Annotated in this window: 16 protein-coding genes, 1 tRNA gene, 1 rRNA gene and 1 pseudogene; 4 read left to right on the forward strand and 15 right to left on the reverse strand. The window is 51.9% G+C overall.

Annotation, left to right across the window (positions count from 1 at the left end):
* Positions 1-150: 150 nt before the first annotated feature.
* Positions 151-797: pseudogene (locus tag PVA19_RS22070) on the reverse strand (transposase); the annotation flags it as partial.
* Positions 798-881: 84 nt separating this feature from the next.
* Here PVA19_RS22070 and PVA19_RS22075 point away from each other — a divergent pair.
* Positions 882-1,133: a hypothetical protein gene (locus tag PVA19_RS22075; protein ID WP_274104253.1), complete on the forward strand. Its 252-nt coding sequence runs from the start codon at positions 882-884 to the stop codon at positions 1,131-1,133.
* A 118-nt stretch (positions 1,134-1,251) separates the two neighbouring features.
* On the opposite strand, the gene PVA19_RS22080 is transcribed toward PVA19_RS22075, so the two are convergent.
* The 10 genes from PVA19_RS22080 to PVA19_RS22125 all read right to left on the reverse strand — a co-directional run bounded on the left by PVA19_RS22080 (position 1,252) and on the right by PVA19_RS22125 (position 12,991).
* Positions 1,252-1,464, reverse strand: coding sequence for a KTSC domain-containing protein (locus PVA19_RS22080; RefSeq protein ID WP_062597541.1), 213 nt, complete (start codon positions 1,462-1,464; stop codon positions 1,252-1,254).
* 76 nt (positions 1,465-1,540) lie between these two features.
* Positions 1,541-2,239 (reverse strand): hypothetical protein, encoded by a 699-nt coding sequence (locus PVA19_RS22085; RefSeq protein WP_274104255.1) that lies wholly within the window; start codon positions 2,237-2,239, stop codon positions 1,541-1,543.
* A gap of 7 nt (positions 2,240-2,246) precedes the next feature.
* The gene (locus tag PVA19_RS22090) at positions 2,247-4,529 is read right to left on the reverse strand and encodes a polysaccharide biosynthesis tyrosine autokinase (protein ID WP_274104257.1); all 2,283 of its coding nucleotides are present in this window, start codon (positions 4,527-4,529) and stop codon (positions 2,247-2,249) included.
* Between the two features lie 37 nt (positions 4,530-4,566).
* On the reverse strand, positions 4,567-5,220 hold the full coding sequence (locus PVA19_RS22095) for a hypothetical protein (RefSeq protein ID WP_113265091.1): 654 nt from the start codon (positions 5,218-5,220) through the stop codon (positions 4,567-4,569).
* Between the two features lie 85 nt (positions 5,221-5,305).
* Positions 5,306-6,514, reverse strand: a complete 1,209-nt coding sequence (locus tag PVA19_RS22100; RefSeq protein ID WP_113180514.1) for a polysaccharide biosynthesis/export family protein — start codon at positions 6,512-6,514, stop codon at positions 5,306-5,308.
* Positions 6,515-7,160: 646 nt separating this feature from the next.
* Complete coding sequence (locus tag PVA19_RS22105) at positions 7,161-8,570, reverse strand: hypothetical protein (RefSeq protein WP_274104258.1); 1,410 nt, start codon at positions 8,568-8,570, stop codon at positions 7,161-7,163.
* Positions 8,567-10,015: a lipopolysaccharide biosynthesis protein gene (locus PVA19_RS22110; RefSeq protein ID WP_274104259.1), complete on the reverse strand. Its 1,449-nt coding sequence runs from the start codon at positions 10,013-10,015 to the stop codon at positions 8,567-8,569. The genes PVA19_RS22105 and PVA19_RS22110 overlap by 4 nt, the downstream gene beginning before the upstream one ends.
* Positions 10,016-10,027: 12 nt before the next feature.
* Positions 10,028-11,290 carry a hypothetical protein gene (locus PVA19_RS22115; protein WP_113265094.1) on the reverse strand — a complete coding sequence of 421 codons (1,263 nt, stop codon included), beginning with the start codon at positions 11,288-11,290 and terminating at the stop codon, positions 10,028-10,030.
* Positions 11,291-11,410: 120 nt separating this feature from the next.
* Positions 11,411-12,517: a calcium-binding protein gene (locus PVA19_RS22120; protein ID WP_274104260.1), complete on the reverse strand. Its 1,107-nt coding sequence runs from the start codon at positions 12,515-12,517 to the stop codon at positions 11,411-11,413.
* A 246-nt stretch (positions 12,518-12,763) separates the two neighbouring features.
* A complete protein-coding gene (locus tag PVA19_RS22125) occupies positions 12,764-12,991 on the reverse strand; it encodes a hypothetical protein (RefSeq protein ID WP_144622821.1) in 228 nt (75 codons plus the stop codon).
* Between PVA19_RS22125 and PVA19_RS22130 the strand changes: the two genes are divergently transcribed.
* The 3 genes from PVA19_RS22130 to PVA19_RS22140 are packed head-to-tail and all read left to right on the forward strand — an operon-like array spanning position 12,971 to position 16,575.
* Positions 12,971-14,143 carry a glycosyltransferase family 4 protein gene (locus tag PVA19_RS22130; RefSeq protein ID WP_274104262.1) on the forward strand — a complete coding sequence of 391 codons (1,173 nt, stop codon included), beginning with the start codon at positions 12,971-12,973 and terminating at the stop codon, positions 14,141-14,143. The genes PVA19_RS22125 and PVA19_RS22130 overlap by 21 nt on opposite strands.
* The gene (locus PVA19_RS22135) at positions 14,097-15,245 is read left to right on the forward strand and encodes a glycosyltransferase family 4 protein (protein ID WP_274104264.1); all 1,149 of its coding nucleotides are present in this window, start codon (positions 14,097-14,099) and stop codon (positions 15,243-15,245) included. The genes PVA19_RS22130 and PVA19_RS22135 overlap by 47 nt, the downstream gene beginning before the upstream one ends.
* Entirely contained in the window at positions 15,199-16,575 is a 1,377-nt protein-coding gene (locus PVA19_RS22140) for an O-antigen ligase family protein (protein WP_274104265.1), read from the forward strand. Before PVA19_RS22135 ends, PVA19_RS22140 begins: the two co-directional genes overlap by 47 nt.
* Here the strand turns inward: PVA19_RS22140 and PVA19_RS22145 are convergent.
* From PVA19_RS22145 to PVA19_RS22160, 4 genes are all read right to left on the reverse strand, one after another.
* Complete coding sequence (locus PVA19_RS22145) at positions 16,569-17,342, reverse strand: class I SAM-dependent methyltransferase (RefSeq protein WP_274104266.1); 774 nt, start codon at positions 17,340-17,342, stop codon at positions 16,569-16,571. The two genes, PVA19_RS22140 and PVA19_RS22145, sit on opposite strands and share 7 nt — an antisense overlap.
* Before the next feature lie 352 nt (positions 17,343-17,694).
* Entirely contained in the window at positions 17,695-18,249 is a 555-nt protein-coding gene (locus tag PVA19_RS22150; protein ID WP_274104267.1) for an acyltransferase, read from the reverse strand.
* Between the two features lie 513 nt (positions 18,250-18,762).
* Positions 18,763-18,839, reverse strand: a tRNA-Met gene (locus PVA19_RS22155).
* Positions 18,840-19,102: 263 nt separating this feature from the next.
* Positions 19,103-22,035: ribosomal RNA gene (locus PVA19_RS22160) — 23S ribosomal RNA — on the reverse strand.
* Positions 22,036-22,500: the final 465 nt, after the last annotated feature.

Raw genomic sequence — 22,500 nt, forward strand, 5'->3', positions numbered from 1 at the left:
ACCTTCAAGCCGTTCCGTAACGGCCTCGATCATATGGAAGTTTCTGGTTCCAGAGCTAGGCGCAGACATAGAAGCTCACAGTTTGTGAATCGTATATCTGATTTACAAGCGAACGCTCTAACTACGCCAGATGGGGTCAGCTTGCCGCTTACGGTCATGAACGAAATCCATCGCCCAAACATGGTTGGAATAGGTCGGCTCCGTGCGGTCAGCCCGTAGCTTCGCCTTGACCCGGCGCTTGGGAACCTTGTTGCGAAGCTGGAGGTCCATCTCCTTGTAAAGACGATAGATTCGCTTCGGGTTCACAGACCAGCCTTCACGCTTGATAAGGATATGCACACGCCTGTAGCCGTAGCGTACCCGCGTCTGGCAGATGTCCTTGATCTTCAGCTTTAACTCGGCCTGCTCGCCACGCCTGGACTTGTAGACATAGAGCGAAGGGTCAACTTTCAACACCGAGCATGCACGCCGGATCGAAACCTTCCAGTCCGCCTTGATCGTGTCGACAAGCTTGCGCTTGCGGGCAGGCCTCAAAGCTTTTTTGAAAGCACATCCTGCAGCATGGCCTTGTCCAGCGACAGGTCGGCAACAATCCGCTTCAGCTTGGCATTCTCCTCCTAAAGCTGTCGTAGCCGCTTCATCTCCGAGGGCATCAAGCCCGCGTATTTTTTGCGCCAATTGTAAAACGTCGCGTCCGAAATTCCCGCCTTGCGGCAGACCTCGCCGATTGGTGTTCCATCCTCTGCCTGCTTCAAAACAAACGCGATCTGCGCTTCCGAAAACTTCGAGGCCTTCATTGAATTCTCCTCCTCTTCCCACAAGGAATCATAAGTGGAAAATTCCAGTTCTAAATGGCCTAATTTAACGGGGGCACGTCAGCCATGCGCTTTATCAAACTTCTCAGCCATTTCCGGCATAGTGATGTCTGGCTTGCGCTCGACCTTGGCGACCAGCAGCGGCAAATAGGGAGAAAGCTCTCCCCTGGAAGGCGGGTGCCCTTACCCATACGGCTTGATCGTGCGGCTCACCGCATGACGCCGAACAAGTTTGATCGCAGCCCTCTCGCTAACGCGGAACTGCCGTGCCGCAGACCGACACGACTGGTGGCCGTCACCTACCGCCACAACACCTGAGGAAATATCAAACGATTGAAACCGACCCCGTGATGAACCTCCATTTGAAGGGAATCAGAGATCGTCCAAAGATGGAATTCATGCGATTAAGGATAGTCGATCGATGCTCTAATTCATCTCACTGGTGTTGAACGTTGTGGGAGAAATTGCCCCTCACCTGTCTAACATAGTAGCTACCGGGTGACTCGGCGTCTACAAAACCTTCGTAGACGTCACGCGGCACATCACAATATTCGCGGCGTTGACCGTTTGTGAGAAAGATCTTCAGGCGGTTCGCGCTTTCATCATAGTCCACGCCTTCAATCAACTTCGACTTCAGAAGTACTTTCATGAGACAGCCTCCTGTTTGCTATGCAGCATAAGTTACGTTGCATCGCAAAAAAGTCAAGCAAACTGAGCGAATGCGTTTAAGTTTTCGGTAACACTTTCCACCGCTCCAGTCTCTGACGACGTTCTTCTGGGAGATGCATGGTAACGCTGAAGATATAACTAGACAGCGTCGGGCTCGGCTGCTTCAGCAGCTCGCGAACTGTCGCAGGCGATGCGTAACCTAACAGGGTGGTGAGGTCTCTCGTAAGAGCGGGCTCCGCCGCCTTGAGGCTGGCCGCATCCAGCTTTCGCCATTGCGCAAATCGGCTGCGCAAACCACGCATGCTCGCGGGATCAAGTTCTACAGCCCTGGACATCAAAGTAGCTTGCTGGCTAGCCTCCTCACCCGCAGCTCTCTTGATCATAGCAAGCCTCAGCGAATAATCGGAGACGAACGGTGCACAGCGTACAGCATGTTCGACCACGTTTTGGGCGCGACCTGCCGACTCCACCCATCGTTCGTAATCTGTATCAGGGTTTAGCCGATCAAGATCCGCAAGAACGACACCGACCGCAGCATCTAAGATATCCGAGCGGCACTCGCCACGCATCGACACTTTCTCGGCTACGAATGCGTATTCGTGAATGATGGAGTTGGCACGTTCGCCCCTGCCCTCGAACTTATCGTTCACATAAACAAGGTCGACATATCGGAGCGTCCTGGCAAGTTCATTCGCCGCGACAGCAAAAACCAACGTTGCTGCAATTAAAACAAGTGCACCGGACAGCAGCTTCACTCTAACGTCAGCTCGCCTCGGAATAGTAGGACGTATATCGCGACATATAATACGCCTCCGAGCCATGCGTCTCGTAGAGTTTCATTTTCTTTGTATCAACCTTGTTCAATATGGCGCCAACGCATTTTGAACGGATCTCTTCGTCTCTGCCCAACGTCGTCGAAACAATCCGCCGAGAAATCCTGCCCCATTCGATGACAAACACAAAGTCATCGATGAGCGGTTCAATACCACGTGCATCAACAACGGGCGCCAAGGGTGGCAAGTCAAGAATGACATAGTCAAACTTAGAACGAGCGAGATCCAGGACGTTACGCATCATTCGCGAAGACAAAAGTTCGGATGAGTTCGGTACTCGGTGCCGAACAACAGCAGGCACAAACGACAGACCAGTTTTTTCGCTTTGAAGGATCACATCCTGAAGCCGTGCACCGGAAATCAATACCTCCAAAAGCCCGACCTCAGCGTGCGATCCAGCGGCTTTCGTTGCTCCTGGATTCCGGAAATCGCAGTCGATCAGCAGCACCCGGGACCCTTGAGACGCCGCCAATTCAGCGAGATTGAGCGCGACGGTGGACTTCCCTTCTCCTGGAAGGGTCGATGCGATTCCGACGACACGGCCACCCTCACCCGCCTTTCGCATGTCAATCGACATTTTGGCACTGCGAAGTGTTTCGGCAAACACCGAGAGAGGGTGATCGATAGCGTAACTGGCAAGTGTCCCACTCTTCTGGAGATTTCGTTTCTTTGTATTATCGATAACCGTCAAGCCGAGAGGCTTGTCTTCGAGCCGCGGAAGTGAGCCCAGATACTCCAGGTTAACTTCGTCCCGAATTTGCTCTCCCGTCCGGAAAAAACGGTCGCGCATTTCACGAATACCGGCAAATCCAGAGCCAAGGGCGGCACCGAAGATACCAAAAAGTGCAATGACCATCAACTTTCGCGGATAGCTGGGGCGTTGCGGCTTAACCGGGCGGGTTATGATACGCGCTTCTGTTATGGGGAAGGACTGTTGCTGGATCGCTTCTTGGTATCGCTGTAGGAATGTCTGATAGAGATTTCTATATGTTTCCGCTGAACGTTCCAATTCACGCAGCTGTACGCTGCTCTGCCCCGCCGATGCACTTTCAGTCTTGGCACTAGTGACGCTATCGGCAAGTGACTTCTCACGAGAACGAGCCACATCGAGCTCGTTTTTATAGCTTTCCGAAATACGGTTTAGCTCTTCGAACATCAGGCGGCGGTACTCTGCCATCTCTTCGCGAAGGCGGACCGCACGAATATGGTTCGGACCCAGCCGCGAAGAGATGTCAGCTTCGAGCTTAGACGCTGCAAGATACTTTTGGCGGAGTTCGTTGGACACCGAGCTTTCAAGCACCTCGGGTACGATAGCATCGGACTGACCAGACTTCAGTATTTCCTGGATATGATTATATTTCGCTTGGGCTTTCGAAGTATCCGCTTGCGCAACAATCATAGCACTATTCAATTGTGCAAGCTGCTGATCAGCGAGAAGGCCGTTCCCTGTCGCCAAAAGGTTGTTTTCAGCACGGTATTTCTGAACCGCCAGATCGCTTTCCAGAGCCTTTTGCTTGAGTTCGTCGATGCGCGTTTGCAACCATTCACTGGCGCGGCGCGTCGCCTCATACTTGGCCTCGAGCTTGTCGTTGATGTAGATGTCGGCAATCGCATTCGCAACCGTCGCGGACATCTCCCGGTTCGGTGAGGTGAAGCTGACGTCCAAAACGTAAGACTTTCCCACGCGCGCAATGGTCATATTGCTCTGAAGGACGTTTAGTGCATCGCGACTGGCCTCTTCTTCGTCAGTCTGCGCCAGGTCGGAACTCACAAACAGAGAGGGCAAGTCCAGGAGCACGTTGAACGCACGCTTCAGCGTGTCGACCGCGCCTCCCGAAGAGGCCATGAATTCGCCATTTGTCGAAAGCGATAACTTATTGACGACGGCCAAGCCGATCGTGTCAGATTTCAAAATCTCGATTTGGCTCAAGATAGTCGCATCATCATCTGCCGCGGCCTGGTCCATCGAAAGCCTCGTCACGAGACCTTCCGGCGAACCGCCGATGAGCACACTGGCTGTAGCAGTATAACGAGGGACCGCGGTGATAACATATGCACAGCCCAGCAGCATGGAAATCAGCGTGATACCCGCGACCACTCTCCATTGCCGCCGAATGATCGCGAATGCGCGATCAAGGTCAATTGAACTGACAAGCGGCCCGTTGTCCTCCCATACAAATTGCGAGCCCGATTTACTATTGGGTGACTGCACAGGATACTCCAAGTGGCGACAGATGGCAGCCCACTGCTTAGAAGGGGCTAGTGCCGTTAACTTCGTTTGTAATGTTTGTGATGTTGGTCACGAGCCTGCGGGACCGCGAACCGGTCGTGAAGTCCCCAGCCGTCTGCGCAGTTGAGCTGTCTCCTCCGAGACCGCCTGAACTGTCGCCTGCAGCGCCGCCTCCAACACCGGCTGCTGCGCCCCCAGCACCCCCGCCAGCGCCGGCACCAAGTGCCGCTGTCTGCACTTCATTCAAAGCAGAAAGGAATGCCGTCGTGACTTCAGGCGAATTTGCAGCAGCAACCTTTTCTTGAATTGTCTGAGCGTATTCAGGAGTCGAAGCCGCACAGGCGCGCGCAACCCGCGCCAACCCTGTACCCAATGCCGCCTTCTGTGTCGCATTGAACTGCGGCACAAGACCAATCATCGGGTCGAGCACGTCGGCACTAGAGCCCGCGAGAGCGCGCACGCGACTTACCATTTCGAAACCGCCGCTAGGATAGACGGTGACCATCTCAGCTGGCGCACCCAAAAAAGCGCCAATCACGTCGTCACCTGCCTTAGCTGGAGCGATAAAACAGCCAGCCGCATGAGATTGCGCGAATACTTGACCCGGCGCAATAATTGCCAAAGCCAATAAAACCGAACCTACCGTTAATCTACTCATACTATCCATCACCATCGTGGTTTTTCTGGAAATACAATACGTCCAGAATGTCGCACAAGCAAGCCCAGCAGGCTTTGCTTTAGGATTTAGAGTTAAACGGTTAATTGCGGAAGATTCTCTTGGCAGCGTCACGTCCGTCAACTGCGTCGGTCACAGCACCCGAGGTGTTGGATGTAACCGAATTGAGGACATTCAGGAACTTGACGACTTCAACAGAGTCCGCATTCGAGATGTAGATAATATCCTTGTCCTGCATCGCGAATTGTTGGACGGCGAAGAACGATCCCGGGTCACGCATGTTTGCGCGGAAGATCACAGGTATATCTTCTCCAACGAAGCGGCTGGTGTCTATGCTAAGCCCTTGCATCGTCTTACGAGAAACCTTCCGATAGAGAAAGACCTGACCTGGATCGGCACGTGCGTCCAACAGTCCGCCAGCCTTCCCAAGCGCCTCACCCAAAGTAAGTTTCGTTTCTTCGAAATCGAAACGGCCATTCAGGCCCGCAGCACCATATACGGTGTACGTGCGGCGCTCGCGATTCACGAGGATAGTGTCGCCTGGAGACGCATATATATTCTCAGCTGGCGTAGTTTGCAGCTTGTCGTAAGAAATTGTCCCCGATTTCCCGCGACGCTGCAGGGTCACATAGGTTTCGATACTCGGCGCACTGATGCCCCCGGCTTCCGAAATCAGGTCAAGAACGCGTTCCCCGGCCGACGTCACCTCAAACTTACCGGCCTTGGCGACATCACCCAGGACTGCAACCTCACTCGATCGGCCGTTGACTGTCGTTATAACGACCTGCGGCTCGATCGCGCGGTTTGAGAGCTTCTCTTCAATTTCCCGCTCGACTTGCTCTTTCGGTCGTCCTGCCGCGACGATTCGTCCGGCATATGGAACCGTAAGTGTTCCACTTCTGTCGATCGATTGAGAAGGCAAGGTGATGTAGTTTCCGGGACGACTACCCGCTTCGGTCGGAATGAACAACCCACCTGCCTGAGCTTCGAAAATGGAGACCTGGACGGTATCACCAATACCGAGAGGTACATCAGGCGGACCGCCGCGCCCGCCACCGAAACTATCACGAATCGACGTCGCGGCCGGCTGCTGGAAACTTGGCAAAATTGTCTTGTTGATATCAACGAGAATGTAGTCGATTCCCACTTTTCGACCTTCAGTCGTCACACGGACAGACGCCTGCTTTTCAACAGCAGCATCGTCAGGCCCAGATCGAGGTAACGCCGTGCATCCGGACAATGCGGCCGTTGATGCAAATAGTGCTAGCAATAGAAATTTAGCCAAATTCATTCTCGAACAGTGGGATTGTTATTGATCATGAATTACATAGATCAGATTATTGTAAAAGGAGTTAATTATAAGCCTCGGCAATAATCAGAGGGATGTGTCTATGGGGACACAATGATTCTTTCGTTTCGATGAGATGCCTTCGACAGTTGTATGTATTACATAAATTATACGAAGCCTAGCGAACAAATGGCGGTAGAGACCGGTAACCGGCACCATACGCTTCGGGGCTTGCGTCATCTTGAAAAGTCCGACGTTACGCCTCGATACCGCTTGAACCGGGCCAGTGTCGTCGGGTCCGTTTCTTCATCCGAGCGACCGAGCTTAGAGCGCCGCGCGTTCTTCTAGACGCATTAAGGACGCGTCTCGCTCTTCAAATCTAAGCCTCGTGCAGGGATGTTTTCGCCACCGGGTATCTACATGCAGTCCCGAAACCCGAAAGCACGGCTGCGCTGATTCGTCAGTGGAGATCGACTATGAGGGTATCCAAGCGTCTCCGTTGCTGCGCTCCACTCGGCACCGGTTCCTCCAAAGGCCGTGGCTTTCCCAAGCGAATACGTTGCAGAATTACCTCGTCGCTTAGGGCGTTTCCGCTCCCTTCTTTAGGACACGAAACATCAATGAGCCAACGAACCGAAAGGAAGTCGGTTCACGAGCCATTGCTGAAAGTGACAAGTTTTACATCGGAAAGATCTTCAAGCGTAAACGCCTGACCACCGGCGACAGACTTCAATTCTAGTTTGGATTTCACACCCGAGACGACATCCAAACTATCTCCAGTTTTGGACTGAACTCCTGCGGTAGAGGTGAGTGCGAAATTAACCGGCTCTTTCGATGGCCCTGTGCGCCAGATGGCAACTATGGTCCTACCTTTGGCATCGACCCACGGGTGAACCTGTACATCTGAGGCGTCAGGCGTGAGTGTCACGGTGCTCGGTTTGAGCTCAGAGACATCTGGCAATGCCTCTATAATTCGACGATAGACGTCGAAGGCGGGCTTCTCACGCTTCAAATCGGCCGAGACAAGTCCGAAATTGTGCTCCTGATTGCTCGCATCCGGGCCGTCGTTTTTCAGATCGTACCAAAAGACCGCTTCGGTTGGTATTCCGTCACGTATTTTGAAGTCTAGATGAAGCATCATCAATCGGGCCAAGTATTTAGCCTGTAGATCCTCGCTTCCAATTCCTGCTATACCATTAGGGGCGCTGGAATATCCAAGCTCCGTGAGGTAAATTTTCAAATTTTTCCCTGCAGGAGAAGCGGCCTTCATCTCCTTCCAAAATGCCAGCATTCCTTCGCGGAGACTGCCCTTTTGAGAGCCCCTCTTAAGGTGCGGATCAATTTCTGGAGCTTCCTTGAGATTGTAGGGATGAACGGAAACTCCGTCAGCAAATTCCAGCAAGCCAGCGCTTATAGCCTCCCGAAGCCATTTTCGACCCGGCTCCCAAGAAAGGCTCGATATCGCGCCGACCGTTATAGCGACCTGCGGGTTCTGTTGTTTTATCTTTCCCGCAATTCCACGGTAGAGCTCGACATAGTCAGCGGCACTGTCAGGCCAAAACGAACGTAAATTTGGCTCGTTATGAAGTTGTACGACTTTGATCGACTTATGCCTCGACACAAGTTCTGCAATCCAATTGCCGAAGTCGTCATTGATTTTATCGGAATTCTTCGCCCGAGGGGCAGCAGCCATCACTGTCAACAGAACCTTGGTTCCGGCCTCATCGTAGTTTGACAACCACTTGTCTATCAGTTTCCGTCGTTCGGATATTCTGTACTTATCGGCATTGTTCGCTGTGCCGTCGTCGACGAGAGCTCGGCTCTTTGCCGTCAATGCATAGATTTGTTCGGTAACCCAAGGATTTCCCAGCCTAGCTTGAAGTGGGGCGGTCCGGGTTAGCGACCAGCTGTCATCTTTATCTGTGTAGATTTGCCTGGTGTGTAAGAAATGGCTCACGACACCGAAAAACTCCGAACCCGCTTTCCCGCCGTCTGAACTCTGAGCACAGCTGGAATATCCAAGCCCCAGAGCAAACGCGACTGCGAACAACTTTCTCATGTAACGTTTCCTCTTTTCACCCGGGCGAGGGCTAGACGTAGAAGTTTATGCGAACCGAAGGCATTTGAGGCAAGAAGTATGGCGCCGTAGACAAAGGCACCTGCGGCAACCGATGCCGAGAAGTCGACTATTGCGTTATCAAAACGAACTAGCTGGATCGAAGCATACATGGTAATTGCCGCGACCGTGATTCGAGCGAGGTTTGGCAAATCCAAAGAGAAATGGAACAAGCGCCGAGCAACGATGATTGACGAGATCGATCCTGCTAAGACCCCGAAACAGAGAGCTTTCGAAAATAGAAGTGCTGACGGATCTTGTAATGAAGTAAGCACAAAAACGGATGCAATCGTGACCGCGGCCGTAACGAGCGGCCCTACCAGTCCAGTATACGGTCTACCAAGAACGATAAATATACTGTCGAGTGCGAAAGCTCGAAATCCGAGCAACCCAGCCGCAACCATGCACCACGCGATGTTTGGAAGAAAAACATCGCGGTAGGCATCGGGAATGAAGATGAAAGTAAACCCGTCTTGTACCGCAATGAACCCAACTACGGCCGGCAAGATTGTAGCTACCACCACTGAAAGCTGCATGCCGATGCGCCGCCTGACAACCTCATGCTCCCCAAACTCGCGCGCACGGAAAGTGGCTTGCAGAGTTAGAATGTTGATACTGACGCCGATTACCCCGACTATTTTCTGTGAAATATCCATCGCGAGCATGAGTTTTCCGCTGTCCGAAAGTGTGATGAACTCTGCAGCAAGAAGACGCACAAGCGGAGATAGCAGCGTGTTGGCGATCGCAGCCATTGCAACCCCAACCCCGAAACCAAGTAAGAACCTGAGAGTTTTCCAATCCGTAGGCCGCGGGACCGATTTCCCTGCAAGCGATCGGGTAAAAAACAGGACCACCACGTAGGACGCCGCCCATCCGCACATGACGAAAAAAGCGTCGTTGGATAAGTACCCTATCGCGCATAAAAGAGAGAAGCCCAGAAGAGCTCTGGCTACAAGGCTTACAGCATAATTCCGGTCCAGAAAGTCTGCTCGAAAGAACGCCTGGCGAGCTTCAAACATAGCTTGAGATACCGCGAAGAGGCACGCCATACTAAATACAAGCGCATACCAGTTACTGCTGAAACTGTAGGCAACAATGCTGATCACGAGCAGAACTATGCTTGTAACGATATTGGCGCGCTTCAATACTGACCTACGACGGCTCATCTCCTCGGGATCAACGGCAACGCTGTATCGCATTATCGTAATGCGATTCCATTCGTAGAGGACAGCGATGAGGAAAAGGCCTGAAGATGAGGCGAGGCTGAAGAGAGCAAACTGGCTGGGGTCGATGATCTTGGGAAGAACAACGATACCCACCATATTGAGGAAATTTGCCAGCAGAAGTGCCAGTGGGAGGAGTATCGCGGTTTTGCGTCGTGCGGCCATCTTCATTCTCTGCTAGGCGATCGGCACAGGATCTCGACGCGATCCCTCCGTCACACTGAAGGTCGCCCGCCTCTGGGCTCTAGAGGCTGGCCTAACGAAAGGCACGCCCGCGATAAAGAAGGAGAAATAGCCGTAGGTCCCGAGGTAGCCGACGTTCCATATAGACAGCAAGCACACAAAAATTGATGCTGGATTCTCTGACCGCCATGTTCTCAAGATCGAAATCATTAAGGTGAAAATCCAAAGCCCTAAATACACGTAGCCTAAGGTCCCGTATCGAAGATAAAATAGAACCCAACCATAATGTGCATTAGAATAGTCCAGTTTCCATTCCCACGTATATTTCACATCGTACGACGCGCCATGACCTGCGCCGAAAATCCTGCCAGTTGGTCCAAGCGCGGCAATTTTGTCTCCTACTGCGTCGGACTCTGCTTCACGTTCGCCGATCGAGCCAGTACGGGCTGACAGATCGACGTCCTCAAGGCCCGCAAGTCGACGAGAGAGGGCACTATCCTCAGGGAGGGCGGCTAAAGCGACGGCGGCCACCATAACTGATGCCATCGACAAATAGGCGATTTTGAAAGGCATCTGCCCAACCTTTCTCGCAAAAAGGATGAGCACTGCGGCGGCCACAAATACAAGTGTTGTTCTATTCCAGCCCTGAACGGTCGCAGCGAGCATCAGCAATCCAACCGTCCCTCGCAATATCGCTCTGCCCGACAGCGAGCGCATCAAGTAGATCTCGGTGAATATCAGTGACACGGAGATCGCAGTTGCAGTCGAGCCTCCCAGGGAAATGACGGAAGAGGGATTTACAACCAGAGCAACGGCAGAAAGAGCGACCATTACGACCGCATATACGCGGTTCACGAAGAAGATGCGGTCAAATGCAGTATCCGCAATCTTGCGTGGGTCTGAGAGAATGACAACGTTGGCAAAGACTACAAAGACGTTTACCGTATCGATCACCATGCGAGAGATAGAGTTTCCCCACCATAGCCCAATAACTATGCCGTGAAACATCATAACTATTAGCATGATGCATATAGGACTAACCTGCGCCAAGGCAGGCCTAAACGTTTTGTAGCGAAAGGCTATTATCAAGTACTCTAGCGCTACAAGTCCGTAAAACACGAATTGCTTCGGCTGATTTACAGTAATTGCAGGGACTTTCAGAATAATTTCATACACAATCTTTGCCATCAGATCCGGCAGAAGAAAGTAATAAATTAATCGCTCAAAAAACGTAGGCCAACGATAGACAAACTTCATTCAACTCTCCGGGCATTTGAGCTGTTGCATGAAGATCTATTATTGTCAATTTGAGAGTCAAACAAGCAAACCAATTGATTGAGATTGGCCGGCTTGAGCCGGCCAATCTCCGTTTCTCAATTATACGGGCGTCGTCCAATCGATACCGATGAACTTGATATCGCCACCGGCAAAGTGGAACGTTACCGAGTCGCCATTGGTATCATACGTCGCAGAGCCGGAATTGACGAGAGCATGCAGATCATCGACAGAGCTGACCGTAGCTACTGCCTGTCCTGCCACATACCCGTCGTAAAGATTGATCTTGTCGCCAGCGGAGAAGTCGGCGATTGTGTCTTTACCGTCGCCGAACTTGAAGTTGAACGTGTCGTTGCCGCTGCCGCCGGTCAGGATATCGTTACCGGTTCCCCCGGAGATTTCATCGTTGCCGGCACCGCCGAAGATCATGTCGTCGCCACCTTGGCCGCCGAGAATGTCATTCCCTGCACCGCCCACGATGAGATCATGATCTGCTCCGCCGCTAATCTTCGTTCCACCGGCGCCTGCAAAAACCGTATCGTCGCCGTTACCGGCATTGATCAGGTTGCCGTTCTGGCCGCCGAAGATTGTGTTATCCGCGGAATTACCGTTGATATGAGCACCGGCAGCCGACTGGTCGCCGAAGCCTTGCAACGTCAGGGTGTCACCATTCGGGCCGTACTTGATGACGAGATCGCTTCCCTTCACCTCAGACGAAACATCGGTGCGGCCGAGGAATGCCATCAGGTCAGACTGCGAAGAAATCGTCAGCTGCTTGTTTCCCATCTCGTTCAAGGTGCCGACGGCAAATGTGATGACATCGCCTTCACCAAAATTCAAATCGGTGATGCGATCGTTACCGGCATTTGCTTCAAAGAAGAACTTGTCGGCACCGTTGCCACCTGAAAGGATGTCGTTTCCGACTCCGCCAAACAGTACATCGTTTCCTTCTCCGCCGAGAAGGATATCGTCGCCTACGCCACCATTAAGCGTGTCATTGCCAGCGCCGCCGTAGAGAAGGTCGTCCCCGGCGTCCCCACGCAGGGTGTCATTGCCAGTGCCGCCGAAAACGATGTCGTTACCGTCGCCGGCCTGCGCAATTCCAGCACCACTCATGAACAGGAGATCATCTTTGCTGGAGCCATTGATGTTCCCCTGGCCGTCCGCCGCGATCTTCGTGACGTCAATATCAGCTATGGTCGAAACCATGTCGCAATCCTCTCTTTTAAGTTAACTAGCTCTCTATTTTTAATTAGCGAACATGTCTAAATTAACTGTTCTGAAACTATTTAACTTTTCATTAACCTATGGTCAACTAGTAATCGCAGAAGACTTACTTTATAATTAACGCTCAAATCGCCCAGTGTGGAGTTTCCGCTCTCGAAAAAAAGGTAAAATTGAATATTTTTGAGAATGTTAGCAATATTCCCTGCCATCATGACTTTTCTTAAAGATTCAAGGGATTCTGCGATCTAATTTTGCACGGCGGTTTAATTGATTTAACTTAAAATTGCATAATCCAGTGAGTCCGGCGAAACAGCCTTGCATGTTAGCCCGCACCGCTTTATTTGTTTTTTGCGCTGCACCCTCGGGATTAACAATATCGAAATGGCGCAGATTTCTCTTTGCCCCGAACAATTCGCCTGCCGGAAGGATACTAACTTGAAAGTCGCGATCGTACATGACTGGCTCTACGTCATGGGTGGGGCAGAAAAGGTATTGGCGGAGCTATTCGAGATTTTCCCTCAGGCAGAGCTGTTCACCCTCATCGATTTTCTGCCGAAGGCGGACAGGGGCTTCTTGGACGGAAAGAAGATACATACGAGCTTCCTTCAGAAGATGCCCATGGTGCGGACCAAACACCGGCAGTACATTGGAATTATGCCCCTTGCTATTGAGCAGTTCGATTTTTCTGCTTTTGATCTGGTGATCTCATCTTCGAGTTCAGTTGCCAAAGGGATAATAACTGGGCCGCAACAGATCCACATCTCTTATGTCCACTCGCCGATGCGGTATGCTTGGGACCAGCAAGCGGTTTACCTCAAGGAAGCTCGGATGGAGAAAGGCATCAAATCGGGGATTGCTCGCATACTACTTCATTATTTACGGATGTGGGACATAAGAACCGCCCACGGACCCGACCTAATGATTGCCAATTCAGCGTTCGTAGCTCGACGAATTAAGAAGACTTATGGCCTCGAAGCAAAGGTCGTCAACCCTCCGGTAGATCTTCGTTTTTTCAAACCCCATCATGAAAAGCAGGATTATTATATTACGGCATCCCGAATGGTGCCTTACAAGAAGATTCCTTTGATCATCGAAGCTTTCGCCCAGATGCCAGATAAGCACCTGGTCGTCATTGGCGAGGGTCCGGATTATGAGAAGGCTCGTAAGGCCGCGAGCGGCAATGTCACGCTGATGGGATACCAGACCAGCGACGTGCTGCGATCGAAGATAGCTCAGGCGAAAGCGTTTGTTTTTGCGGCCGAGGAAGACTTCGGAATTGTCCCCGTAGAAGCTCAAGCTTGCGGCACGCCAGTCATAGCTTTCTCGAAAGGCGGCACTTTCGAAACTGTGAGAGGCTTGGATAAGGCTTCTCCCACTGGAGTCCACTTTCACGAACAGACAGTCGATGCAATCATTGCCGCGGTAAAGCAGTTCGAAAATCATCGATCGGAAATTACGGTCGAGAATTGCGTCAAGAATGCAGAGAATTTTTCCGCTCAACGTTTTAGAAGCGGCATTACCACCCTCGTTGCGGATTATTTCCCGAATTTAGGCTTGCCAGATGCAGAAGATCAAAGCGCTCTATCTTTCGCCAGTTCCAGATTTTAAGGGGGGCGCCGAACGGTCTCTTTTCGATCTTCTAGCAAACCCGAATATCGACCCGGTTTTGGCTGTCCCTGAAGAGGGGGAGTTGGCCGTCCGAGCGCGGGCGATGAATATTCCGGTTGAGGTCATCGACTTTGGCTCTGTTCATCACGTACGTCGGCCATTTAAAGTATGGCACGGACTTAAGGCGCTCTCCGACGCTTGGCGTGCTTCGAGAGATCTGCGGTCCACCGCCTTGCGTCACAACATTGATATCGTTCACACGAATGGCCTCAAGGCTCACTCGATCGCCCTGCTGACGAAATTTGGCAAGTCGCCAAAGCTTGTCATGCACTTTCGGGACATCGCCTATACGGCACAAGAAAAGGCCGTATGGCGACTTCTCACCAAACTAGCGTCCAGGGCCGTTTTTGTTTCTCGGGCTTGCTATCCAGACGAGAAGCTTCCCAGCAACGGAAGAGTTATATTCAACGGCATCGACCCGCGTCCGCAAATTGCGTTATCTCCCGGTACGCCGGTGAGGGTTGGTTTCATCGGCCGCATTCATCCCCATAAGGGGCTCCACACACTTCTTAACTGGGTGAAGCAATCAAATTCTGAGGGATTAGAGACGCATCTGTTTGTCCGTGGCAAGTTCGCTGCTGAGTCTCCTGAGTACGAGGCGGAAATCAAGTCGCAGGTCGCTGCTTTGGATTTGACACGGAATGTCACATTCGAGGGATTTTTCACTGATCCAGAGGCTGTCTATCAGAATTTGGACGTCATTTGCGCGCCTGCCCAGGCAGCGGAACCACTGGCCAGAACGATTTTGGAGCCTATGTCGATGGGGCTTCCAGTGATCGCGACACCAACGGGCGGCACAACGGAAATGGTGCTTGATGGCGTCACTGGCTTCATAGCGACAGACGGAGAGGGTTTCAAAAGCGCGATACGAACGATTATCTCTGACGAGGCCAGGATTAGTTCGATGATGACCGCCGGTCGCGACCATATCAATAAGAACTTTAGTAAACACAAACTCCACACAACGGTGCATCATCTCTATCGCGAGCTTCTCGATGGCCAACATGCCTCGGCCACCGAAGTGGTTAAGTCACCACTTTAAATTGGCCTCTCTCCTGTCGGCGGCTTACACCGCCATCATCCTGTTAGGGATAGTCGCTTTCGGCTCCGCGCGTCCTTTCGCCCTTTCAACCGCATGCTGCGCGATATCAATATTGCTCATTCTTGCCGTTTGTCTGCGAGGAATCCCGAGCCGGAGTACTAGTCCCGTCATCGTAGCATCAAGCTATCTCTGTATTGCAATCGCGTGGATTCTCATCCAAGCGGGACTACTAAATTTTGGCATGCCTGGAAGCTCTGGGACGATCTCCGTCCAACCAAGCGATTCAATTTTCGCCGTACAATTCTTAGCGTATCCGGTCTTGATCTATTTGACGGGTGTCGTCGTTTTACAAACAGAGACTGATGCACGAGAATTCAACGTCATGCTGACGTTGGGTTGCAGCGCTCTTGTCATGTTGTCGTTTGTTCAGTTCCTTCTGAGCCCAGGATACGTTCTGACAGTCGAAAAACAGGCTTATATCGACAGTTTCACAGCAACATTGATCAATCGAAATAGTGCTGGTACTCTTGTCGGGCTTACGATCATACTTGTTGTACGGCAGCTTTGGTCTGCGTGCCGTGACTTTCGCAGCCGCGATATTTTCGCTGGTGTGCTGTTCATGCCAAAATCTACAGACCGCTCAATGACTAAGATCTATTTTTACGTGATCTTGTTTTGCGCACTAACCGTAGCTTTATTTCTGACAAAATCGCGAGGCGCCATCGCGTCGACTATTTTCGCTGCACTACTGCTGGCGTCTCTGCTCGTGTGGCTTAGATTAAAGCAGAGATATGCCGGAGTAAAATTGGCGCGCCATATTGCCGGCTCGATCGTAGTTATTGCTGTTCTTTCGGTAGGAGCTACCGTTTTGATTGGCGAGCGTGTCGTATTTCGGGCGACGGCTATTGGATCGAGCGAGCCCCGCATGTGCGCATTGCCGGGGATGTTCCGCGCGCTCGACGCGAACATAGTACTGGGAAGCGGAGCTGGAACATTCAGGGATGTCTTTGCGCCTTACCGCGATCCTAGATGCGGATTGCAAGGAATTTGGGAAAAAGCGCATAATACCTACTTACAGTCCTGGATTGAACTTGGCGTCATGGGACCGGTATTAATTGTTGCGACAATTGGTTGGATCTCGTTCCTTCTCATATCATCGCTTAAAGCAGCCCCGCGGCAACGTTCCTATGTTGCGATGGGCATCAGTTCGCTAGCTCTCGTCGCCATACATGCTTCCGTCGATTTCTCGCTCGAGATTCCGGGAATATCAGGGTTATTCGCAGCAATTATCGCGATATCGACCTCAATCGCTAAAAAGAATCTTCAGTGAAGAGGTAGCGACGGATCAGACTTCGTCGCTACGTAGATCGTTTCTCCGCGCACCAAACTATATTTGGAAACATCAGGTTCTTGGGCGATATATTCATCGATCTCGAAGCCGACCCGCTGGAGGCTATCCTTGAAATCAGCGCCATAGTATCTGAGGTGGTCAGATTGTCCGAACAGTAAATCTCTCGTTTTTGCATCACTTGTGCCAATATCAACCAGTGAACTCTTCCACTTGGCGACGACTGGCGTGGTTAAGAGCACCCGTCCAGAGGGCCGCACCACGCGATGAAGCTCTCGCATCGCAGCAGAGTCGTCTACGACGTGCTCTAGGATCTGATGGCAGATCACGGTATCAAACGTGTTATCCGGGTATTGGATTTTTTGGATATCGACCTGTGTTTCCTCACGAGTCGGGACCGCATCCGCCATGATATAGCGAGAGGCTCGCGACTTGTATTCAGGGACAAAACAGCGCTCCGCACCAAAATGCAGGATTTCCGCGCCATCAATCCAATCAGGGTGCTTTTTGGTCAACAGATGATGCTGCCTGTGGCGCTCAACCGAACTGCATTGCGAGCACGCAGCGTCGAAACGGAGTGGCACTCCTACCGCGTAGAAGAACCCCTTGTATCCACAAATAGGACATTCGCGCTTGTGGCGGCCGTTAAACTCGCGGAGAACCTGGAACATCCTTCGATAGCGCGCAAGGCGGTTAGCGATAGAGACAGGAATATATCTTCGCAATTCATAAGCGAGCTTTCGGTTCATAGTCCCCAACCAAAACTTTTACCCCTAGTTCACAAGTTGTTGAACCGATCGATGATTCGCGCAAGAACTATTGGAGTTGAAACCCACAAGTCTCTAATATTTGTCGATTACTGTTGCCAGCATAAGTCGATTGTTGATGGAACCCGCGCCGTTGCATCCAGAACACGCACCAATAGGGTTGTGAGTCTAGGAACTGCAATCAGGGACTTACTCAGCAATAAATTGCTATCCAGACACCCATGTAGAAAATCCGTAGTTAGCGAGGCAATTCTCGCAGCTTAATGGGCGTGTCTATCCGCGCTGCTGCACAGATCCCAGTTACTCGGGCTTCGTCACATGTAGAGTTGTGATCTCATTGGGCTGGATGGGAAGAGGTATCGATAGCATCCAATTCTGTCTGCAGATTCCTAATAAGCCTAGCCGGCACGCCGCCGACCATCGTGTCCGGAGCAACGTCTTTGGTAACTACTGCCCCAGCAGCAACAATTGCTCCTCGTCCGATCTTGCAGCCGCCAAGTAAGACAGCATTGGCACCGATCCAGGCACCATCCCCGACAACAATCGGAGCGGGCTTGACGTTCCCACATCGAGTGTTGCTGTCGCCTATCTCATGGTTGGCAGTGACAAAGCTGACACCTGGCCCAACCTTGACGTTAGCGCCAATTGTCACCTCTGCCGAGAGATCGATATAGCAACGTTGGTTAAGATAGACGTTGTCGCCGAGCGTCAGCTTACCACTGTTAATATAAACGAAGGGCAAGATAGCGACATTCTTCCCGAACCTCCGTCCGCCGCTCAGCTTGTAGAAGTATGCTCGAGCCCGGTTACTCAGAGGATCCGGAGGTAGAAGGCAACTCACATAGTAGAGACCATGCACAATCGCCTTATTCAGCGTTTTCTTAATCACGAAACTTCCCCAACAAGCAGCGTCGCGCTCAGAAACCACTTTGCCAAAGAGATTACAATCCCACTCCGGTCGAAACTAGCTATTGCAGCTGCTGAACCGCCCCTGAACGCCTTCAACGAAAGCTCAAATGGGTGATTGCGAGATGTACTCCCGAATGAAACGCTTGTCTCATCACTGCCCCCCGCTTGAGCAACGCTCTCAAGCTCGCGCAGCGATCACAAGATAATCAACAACATTAGACTTGGTCGCTGACGTCCTCCGAGTTCGCTGAGGCGTCAATCAGCTACGTGATGCGAGTTCAAGTCGCCGGACGGCTTGGCGCCGCAACCCACGGCTAACACCCCAAAGACAGCAACCAAAAACCGCCGGAGCGAACTCAAAACTAGATGGAACGTCTGGGCACTGTAACGTCAAACCGCCCACGGTTTTCGTGATGGCGGCGCGCCAGGCGCAACACGCAAGAAAGCCCTCCTTTCGGGAGGGCTTGATACATTGAAATTTTCTAGAATTTCTTGGTTGCGGGGGCAGGATTTGAACCTGCGGCCTTCAGGTTATGAGCCTGACGAGCTACCGGGCTGCTCCACCCCGCGTTGACTGCGATCGACTTGGATGTCGAGTAAGCTTTAGAACTGCAAAAGGCCGCTTTGTGTGCGGCCTATTGTTTCGGCCTGTGCCGAGAGGTTTGTGATTGAGAAGATAATTTGAGTTGCGTTTAGCAGACCTGGCAGCGACCTACTCTCCCGCGTCTTAAGACGGAGTACCATTGGCGCTGGGGCGTTTCACGGCCGTGTTCGGAATGGGAAATGAACACGTGATGCGATCGAGTTTTATTCGATGAGCATGAACAATGGGAACGAAGAAGTCGCTCGAGCTATTAGTAACGGTAAGCTTCATGCATTACTGCACTTCCACACCCGTCCTATCGACGTGGTCGTCTTCCACGGCTCTGATAGGGAACACTCGTTTTCAGGTTGGTTTCCCGCTTAGATGCCTTCAGCGGTTATCCATTCCGTATATAGCTACTCTGCTATGCCCTTGGCAGGACAACAGATCCACCAGAGATACGTCCATCCCGGTCCTCTCGTACTAGGGACAGATCCTGTCAATATTCCTACACCCACGGCAGATAGGGACCGAACTGTCTCACGACGTTCTGAACCCAACTCACGTACCGCTTTAAATGGCGAACAGCCATACCCTTGGGACCTGCTCCAGCCCCAGGATGCGATGAGTCGACATCGAGGTGCCAAACAACCCCGTCGATATGGACTCTTGGGGGTCATCAGCCTGTTATCCCCGGCGTACCTTTTATCCGTTGAGCGATGGCCCTTCCACACGGGACCACCGGATCACTATGACCGACTTTCGTCTCTGCTCGACTTGTCAGTCTCGCAGTCAGGCTAGCTTATGCCATTGCACTCGACGACCGATTTCCGACCGGTCTGAGCTAACCATCGCGCGCCTCCGTTACTCTTTCGGAGGCGACCGCCCCAGTCAAACTACCCACCATACACTGTCCCGGATCCGGATAACGGACCGCGGTTAGACATCCACGAAGATAAGGGTGGTATTTCAAGGATGGCTCCACAGGAACTGGCGTCCCTGCTTCAAAGCCTACCACCTATCCTACACATGCCTTGGCGAATGCCAGTGTAAAGCTATAGTAAAGGTGCACGGGGTCTTTCCGTCTGACCGCAGGAACCCCGCATCTTCACGGGGAATTCAATTTCACTGAGTCTATGTTGGAGACAGCGGGGAAGTCGTTACGCCATTCGTGCAGGTCGGAACTTACCCGACAAGGAATTTCGCTACCTTAGGACCGTTATAGTTACGGCCGCCGTTTACTGGGGCTTCAGTTCAAAGCTTGCACCTCTCCCTTTAACCTTCCAGCACCGGGCAGGCGTCAGACCCTATACGTCGTATTGCTACTTCGCAGAGCCCTGTGTTTTTGATAAACAGTCGCTACCCCCTGGTCTGTGCCACCCCATCACACTTGCGTGCAAAAGGGTCACGCTTCTTCCGAAGTTACGCGTGCAATTTGCCGAGTTCCTTCAACATAGTTCTCTCAAGCGCCTTGGTATACTCTACCTGACCACCTGTGTCGGTTTCGGGTACGGTCTATACGGTGGAGCTATTTCCTGGAACCTCTTCGCCGCCCAACCAATCCAATAAGGTTGAACAACACACAAGATCCGTCACTACCACCAGGCCCACGAATATTAACGTGGTTCCCATCGACTACGCGTGTCCGCCTCGTCTTAGGGGCCGGCTAACCCTGCTCAGATTAACTTTAAGCAGGAACCCTTGGTCTTTCGGCGAGGGAGTCTCTCACTCCCTTTATCGTTACTCATGTCAACATTCGCACTTCCGATATCTCCAGCAGCCCTCACGGGTCCGCCTTCACAGACTTACGGAACGCTCCGCTACCACACAACTTACGTTGTATCCTCAGCTTCGGTGCATGGCTTTAGCCCCGTTACATTTTCGGCGCAAAGACCCTTATTTAGACCAGTGAGCTGTTACGCTTTCTTTAAATGATGGCTGCTTCTAAGCCAACATCCTGGTTGTTTTGGGATCCTCACATCCTTTCCCACTTAGCCATGACTTGGGGACCTTAGCTGGAGGTCAGGGTTGTTGCCCTCTTCACGACGGACGTTAGCACCCGCCGTGTGTCTGCCGACTAGTACTCCTCGGTATTCGGAGTTTGGTTAGGATCAGTAAGACGGTGAGTCCCCATAGCCCATCCAGTGCTCTACCCCCGAGGGTATTCGGTCGACGCTCTACCTAAATAGATTTCGCGGAGAACCAGCTATTTCCGAGTTTGATTGGCCTTTCACCCCTAGCCACAAGTCATCCCGAACTATTGCAACAGTTATGGGTTCGGCCCTCCAGTTGGTGTTACCCAACCTTCAGCCTGCTCATGGCTAGATCACTCGGTTTCGGGTCTAATGCAACGAACTGAACGCCCTATTCAGACTCGCTTTCGCTACGCCTACACCTACCGGCTTAAGCTTGCTCGTTACACTAAGTCGTTGACCCATTATACAAAAGGTACGCCGTCACCCTTGCGGGCTCCGACTGTTTGTAGGCATCCGGTTTCAGGTTCTATTTCACTCCCCTCGTCGGGGTGCTTTTCACCTTTCCCTCACGGTACTTGTTCGCTATCGGTCATGCACGAGTACTTAGGCTTGGAGAGTGGTCTCCCCATGTTCAGACAGGATTTCACGTGTCCCGCCCTACTCAAGGACAATGACTGTTCTACGCGTACGGGGCTATCACCCGCTATGGCCGACCTTTCCAAATCGTTCCGCTTTATTCATCATTGCCACTGGCCTGGTCCGCGTTCGCTCGCCACTACTTACGGAGTCTCGGTTGATGTCCTTTCCTGCAGGTACTTAGATGTTTCAGTTCCCTGCGTTCGCTTCTTACACCCTATGTATTCAGGTGCAGATACCTCATTGCGATATCTAGAAACCTCTTTCGCTGAACCCTTGAACCCGATCTCCCGGGTGTCCTCTGTCCTCACGGCCGAAGGCCTGCGGACGGCGCGCCAAACGATTGGCGACGACCTGAAGGTCTGTATGGGAAGTCCCATGCAAACCAATAAGAAGACTATTCAAGTGTGCAGCAAAACAGATTTTCTAGATATCTGAGGTGGGTTGCCCCATTCGGAGATCCATGGATCAAAGCTTATTCGCAGCTCCCCACGGCTTTTCGCAGCGTATCACGTCCTTCTTCGCCTGTGCATGCCAAGGCATCCACCAAATGCCCTTAATTCACTTCTTCGTTCTCATTGTCTATGCTCATCATCAAGTCGTCATTCCGAAGGAATGAACGACAGGCAAGGTTACCTTTTACAACCCAGCCAAGTCACGATGCCATCGACGTGTTCGGTATAGTCTTCATTGAGGGCACGCCGGTGCACCTCGAAGCCATACCATTAAGACCAGCTTCTCGAGATATCATCCGGTGATGCGCGGTCAGGCAACACCAATCCAGCATCTTCATCAGAGGGACATAAGCCCCAACAACAAAAATGCCTCGGACAAGCTTCCTTCCTACCTCCAATCCCTCCACCAATTCCAGCCGACTAAGCCATCACATGGTTTCTCTGAGACTGGGCTCGGACGTCTCAAACCCAATGGGTTCAAAACACCTGGAAGCTTCCAGACATATCTTCTCTTCACAATGTATCCAAAACAGGCACTTCCATCGATAGTCGATGAAGGTGCAAACCTTTATTTCTCCAGA

The organism is Agrobacterium sp. CNPSo 3708 (genome assembly GCF_028674915.1).
Classification (GTDB): Bacteria; Pseudomonadota; Alphaproteobacteria; order Rhizobiales; family Rhizobiaceae; genus Agrobacterium; species Agrobacterium cavarae.

Coding starts and splice junctions, on each gene's coding strand:
- PVA19_RS22140 (WP_274104265.1), top strand. CDS start 15,199: ATGGCCAACATGCCTCGGCCACCGAAGTGGTTAAGTCACCACTTTAAA.
- PVA19_RS22125 (WP_144622821.1), bottom strand. CDS start 12,991: ATGTACGATCGCGACTTTCAAGTTAGTATCCTTCCGGCAGGCGAATTG.
- PVA19_RS22115 (WP_113265094.1), bottom strand. CDS start 11,290: ATGAAGTTTGTCTATCGTTGGCCTACGTTTTTTGAGCGATTAATTTAT.
- PVA19_RS22100 (WP_113180514.1), bottom strand. CDS start 6,514: ATGAATTTGGCTAAATTTCTATTGCTAGCACTATTTGCATCAACGGCC.
- PVA19_RS22135 (WP_274104264.1), top strand. CDS start 14,097: ATGCAGAAGATCAAAGCGCTCTATCTTTCGCCAGTTCCAGATTTTAAG.
- PVA19_RS22105 (WP_274104258.1), bottom strand. CDS start 8,570: ATGAGAAAGTTGTTCGCAGTCGCGTTTGCTCTGGGGCTTGGATATTCC.
- PVA19_RS22075 (WP_274104253.1), top strand. CDS start 882: ATGCGCTTTATCAAACTTCTCAGCCATTTCCGGCATAGTGATGTCTGG.
- PVA19_RS22110 (WP_274104259.1), bottom strand. CDS start 10,015: ATGGCCGCACGACGCAAAACCGCGATACTCCTCCCACTGGCACTTCTG.
- PVA19_RS22120 (WP_274104260.1), bottom strand. CDS start 12,517: ATGGTTTCGACCATAGCTGATATTGACGTCACGAAGATCGCGGCGGAC.
- PVA19_RS22145 (WP_274104266.1), bottom strand. CDS start 17,342: ATGAACCGAAAGCTCGCTTATGAATTGCGAAGATATATTCCTGTCTCT.
- PVA19_RS22080 (WP_062597541.1), bottom strand. CDS start 1,464: ATGAAAGTACTTCTGAAGTCGAAGTTGATTGAAGGCGTGGACTATGAT.
- PVA19_RS22095 (WP_113265091.1), bottom strand. CDS start 5,220: ATGGTGATGGATAGTATGAGTAGATTAACGGTAGGTTCGGTTTTATTG.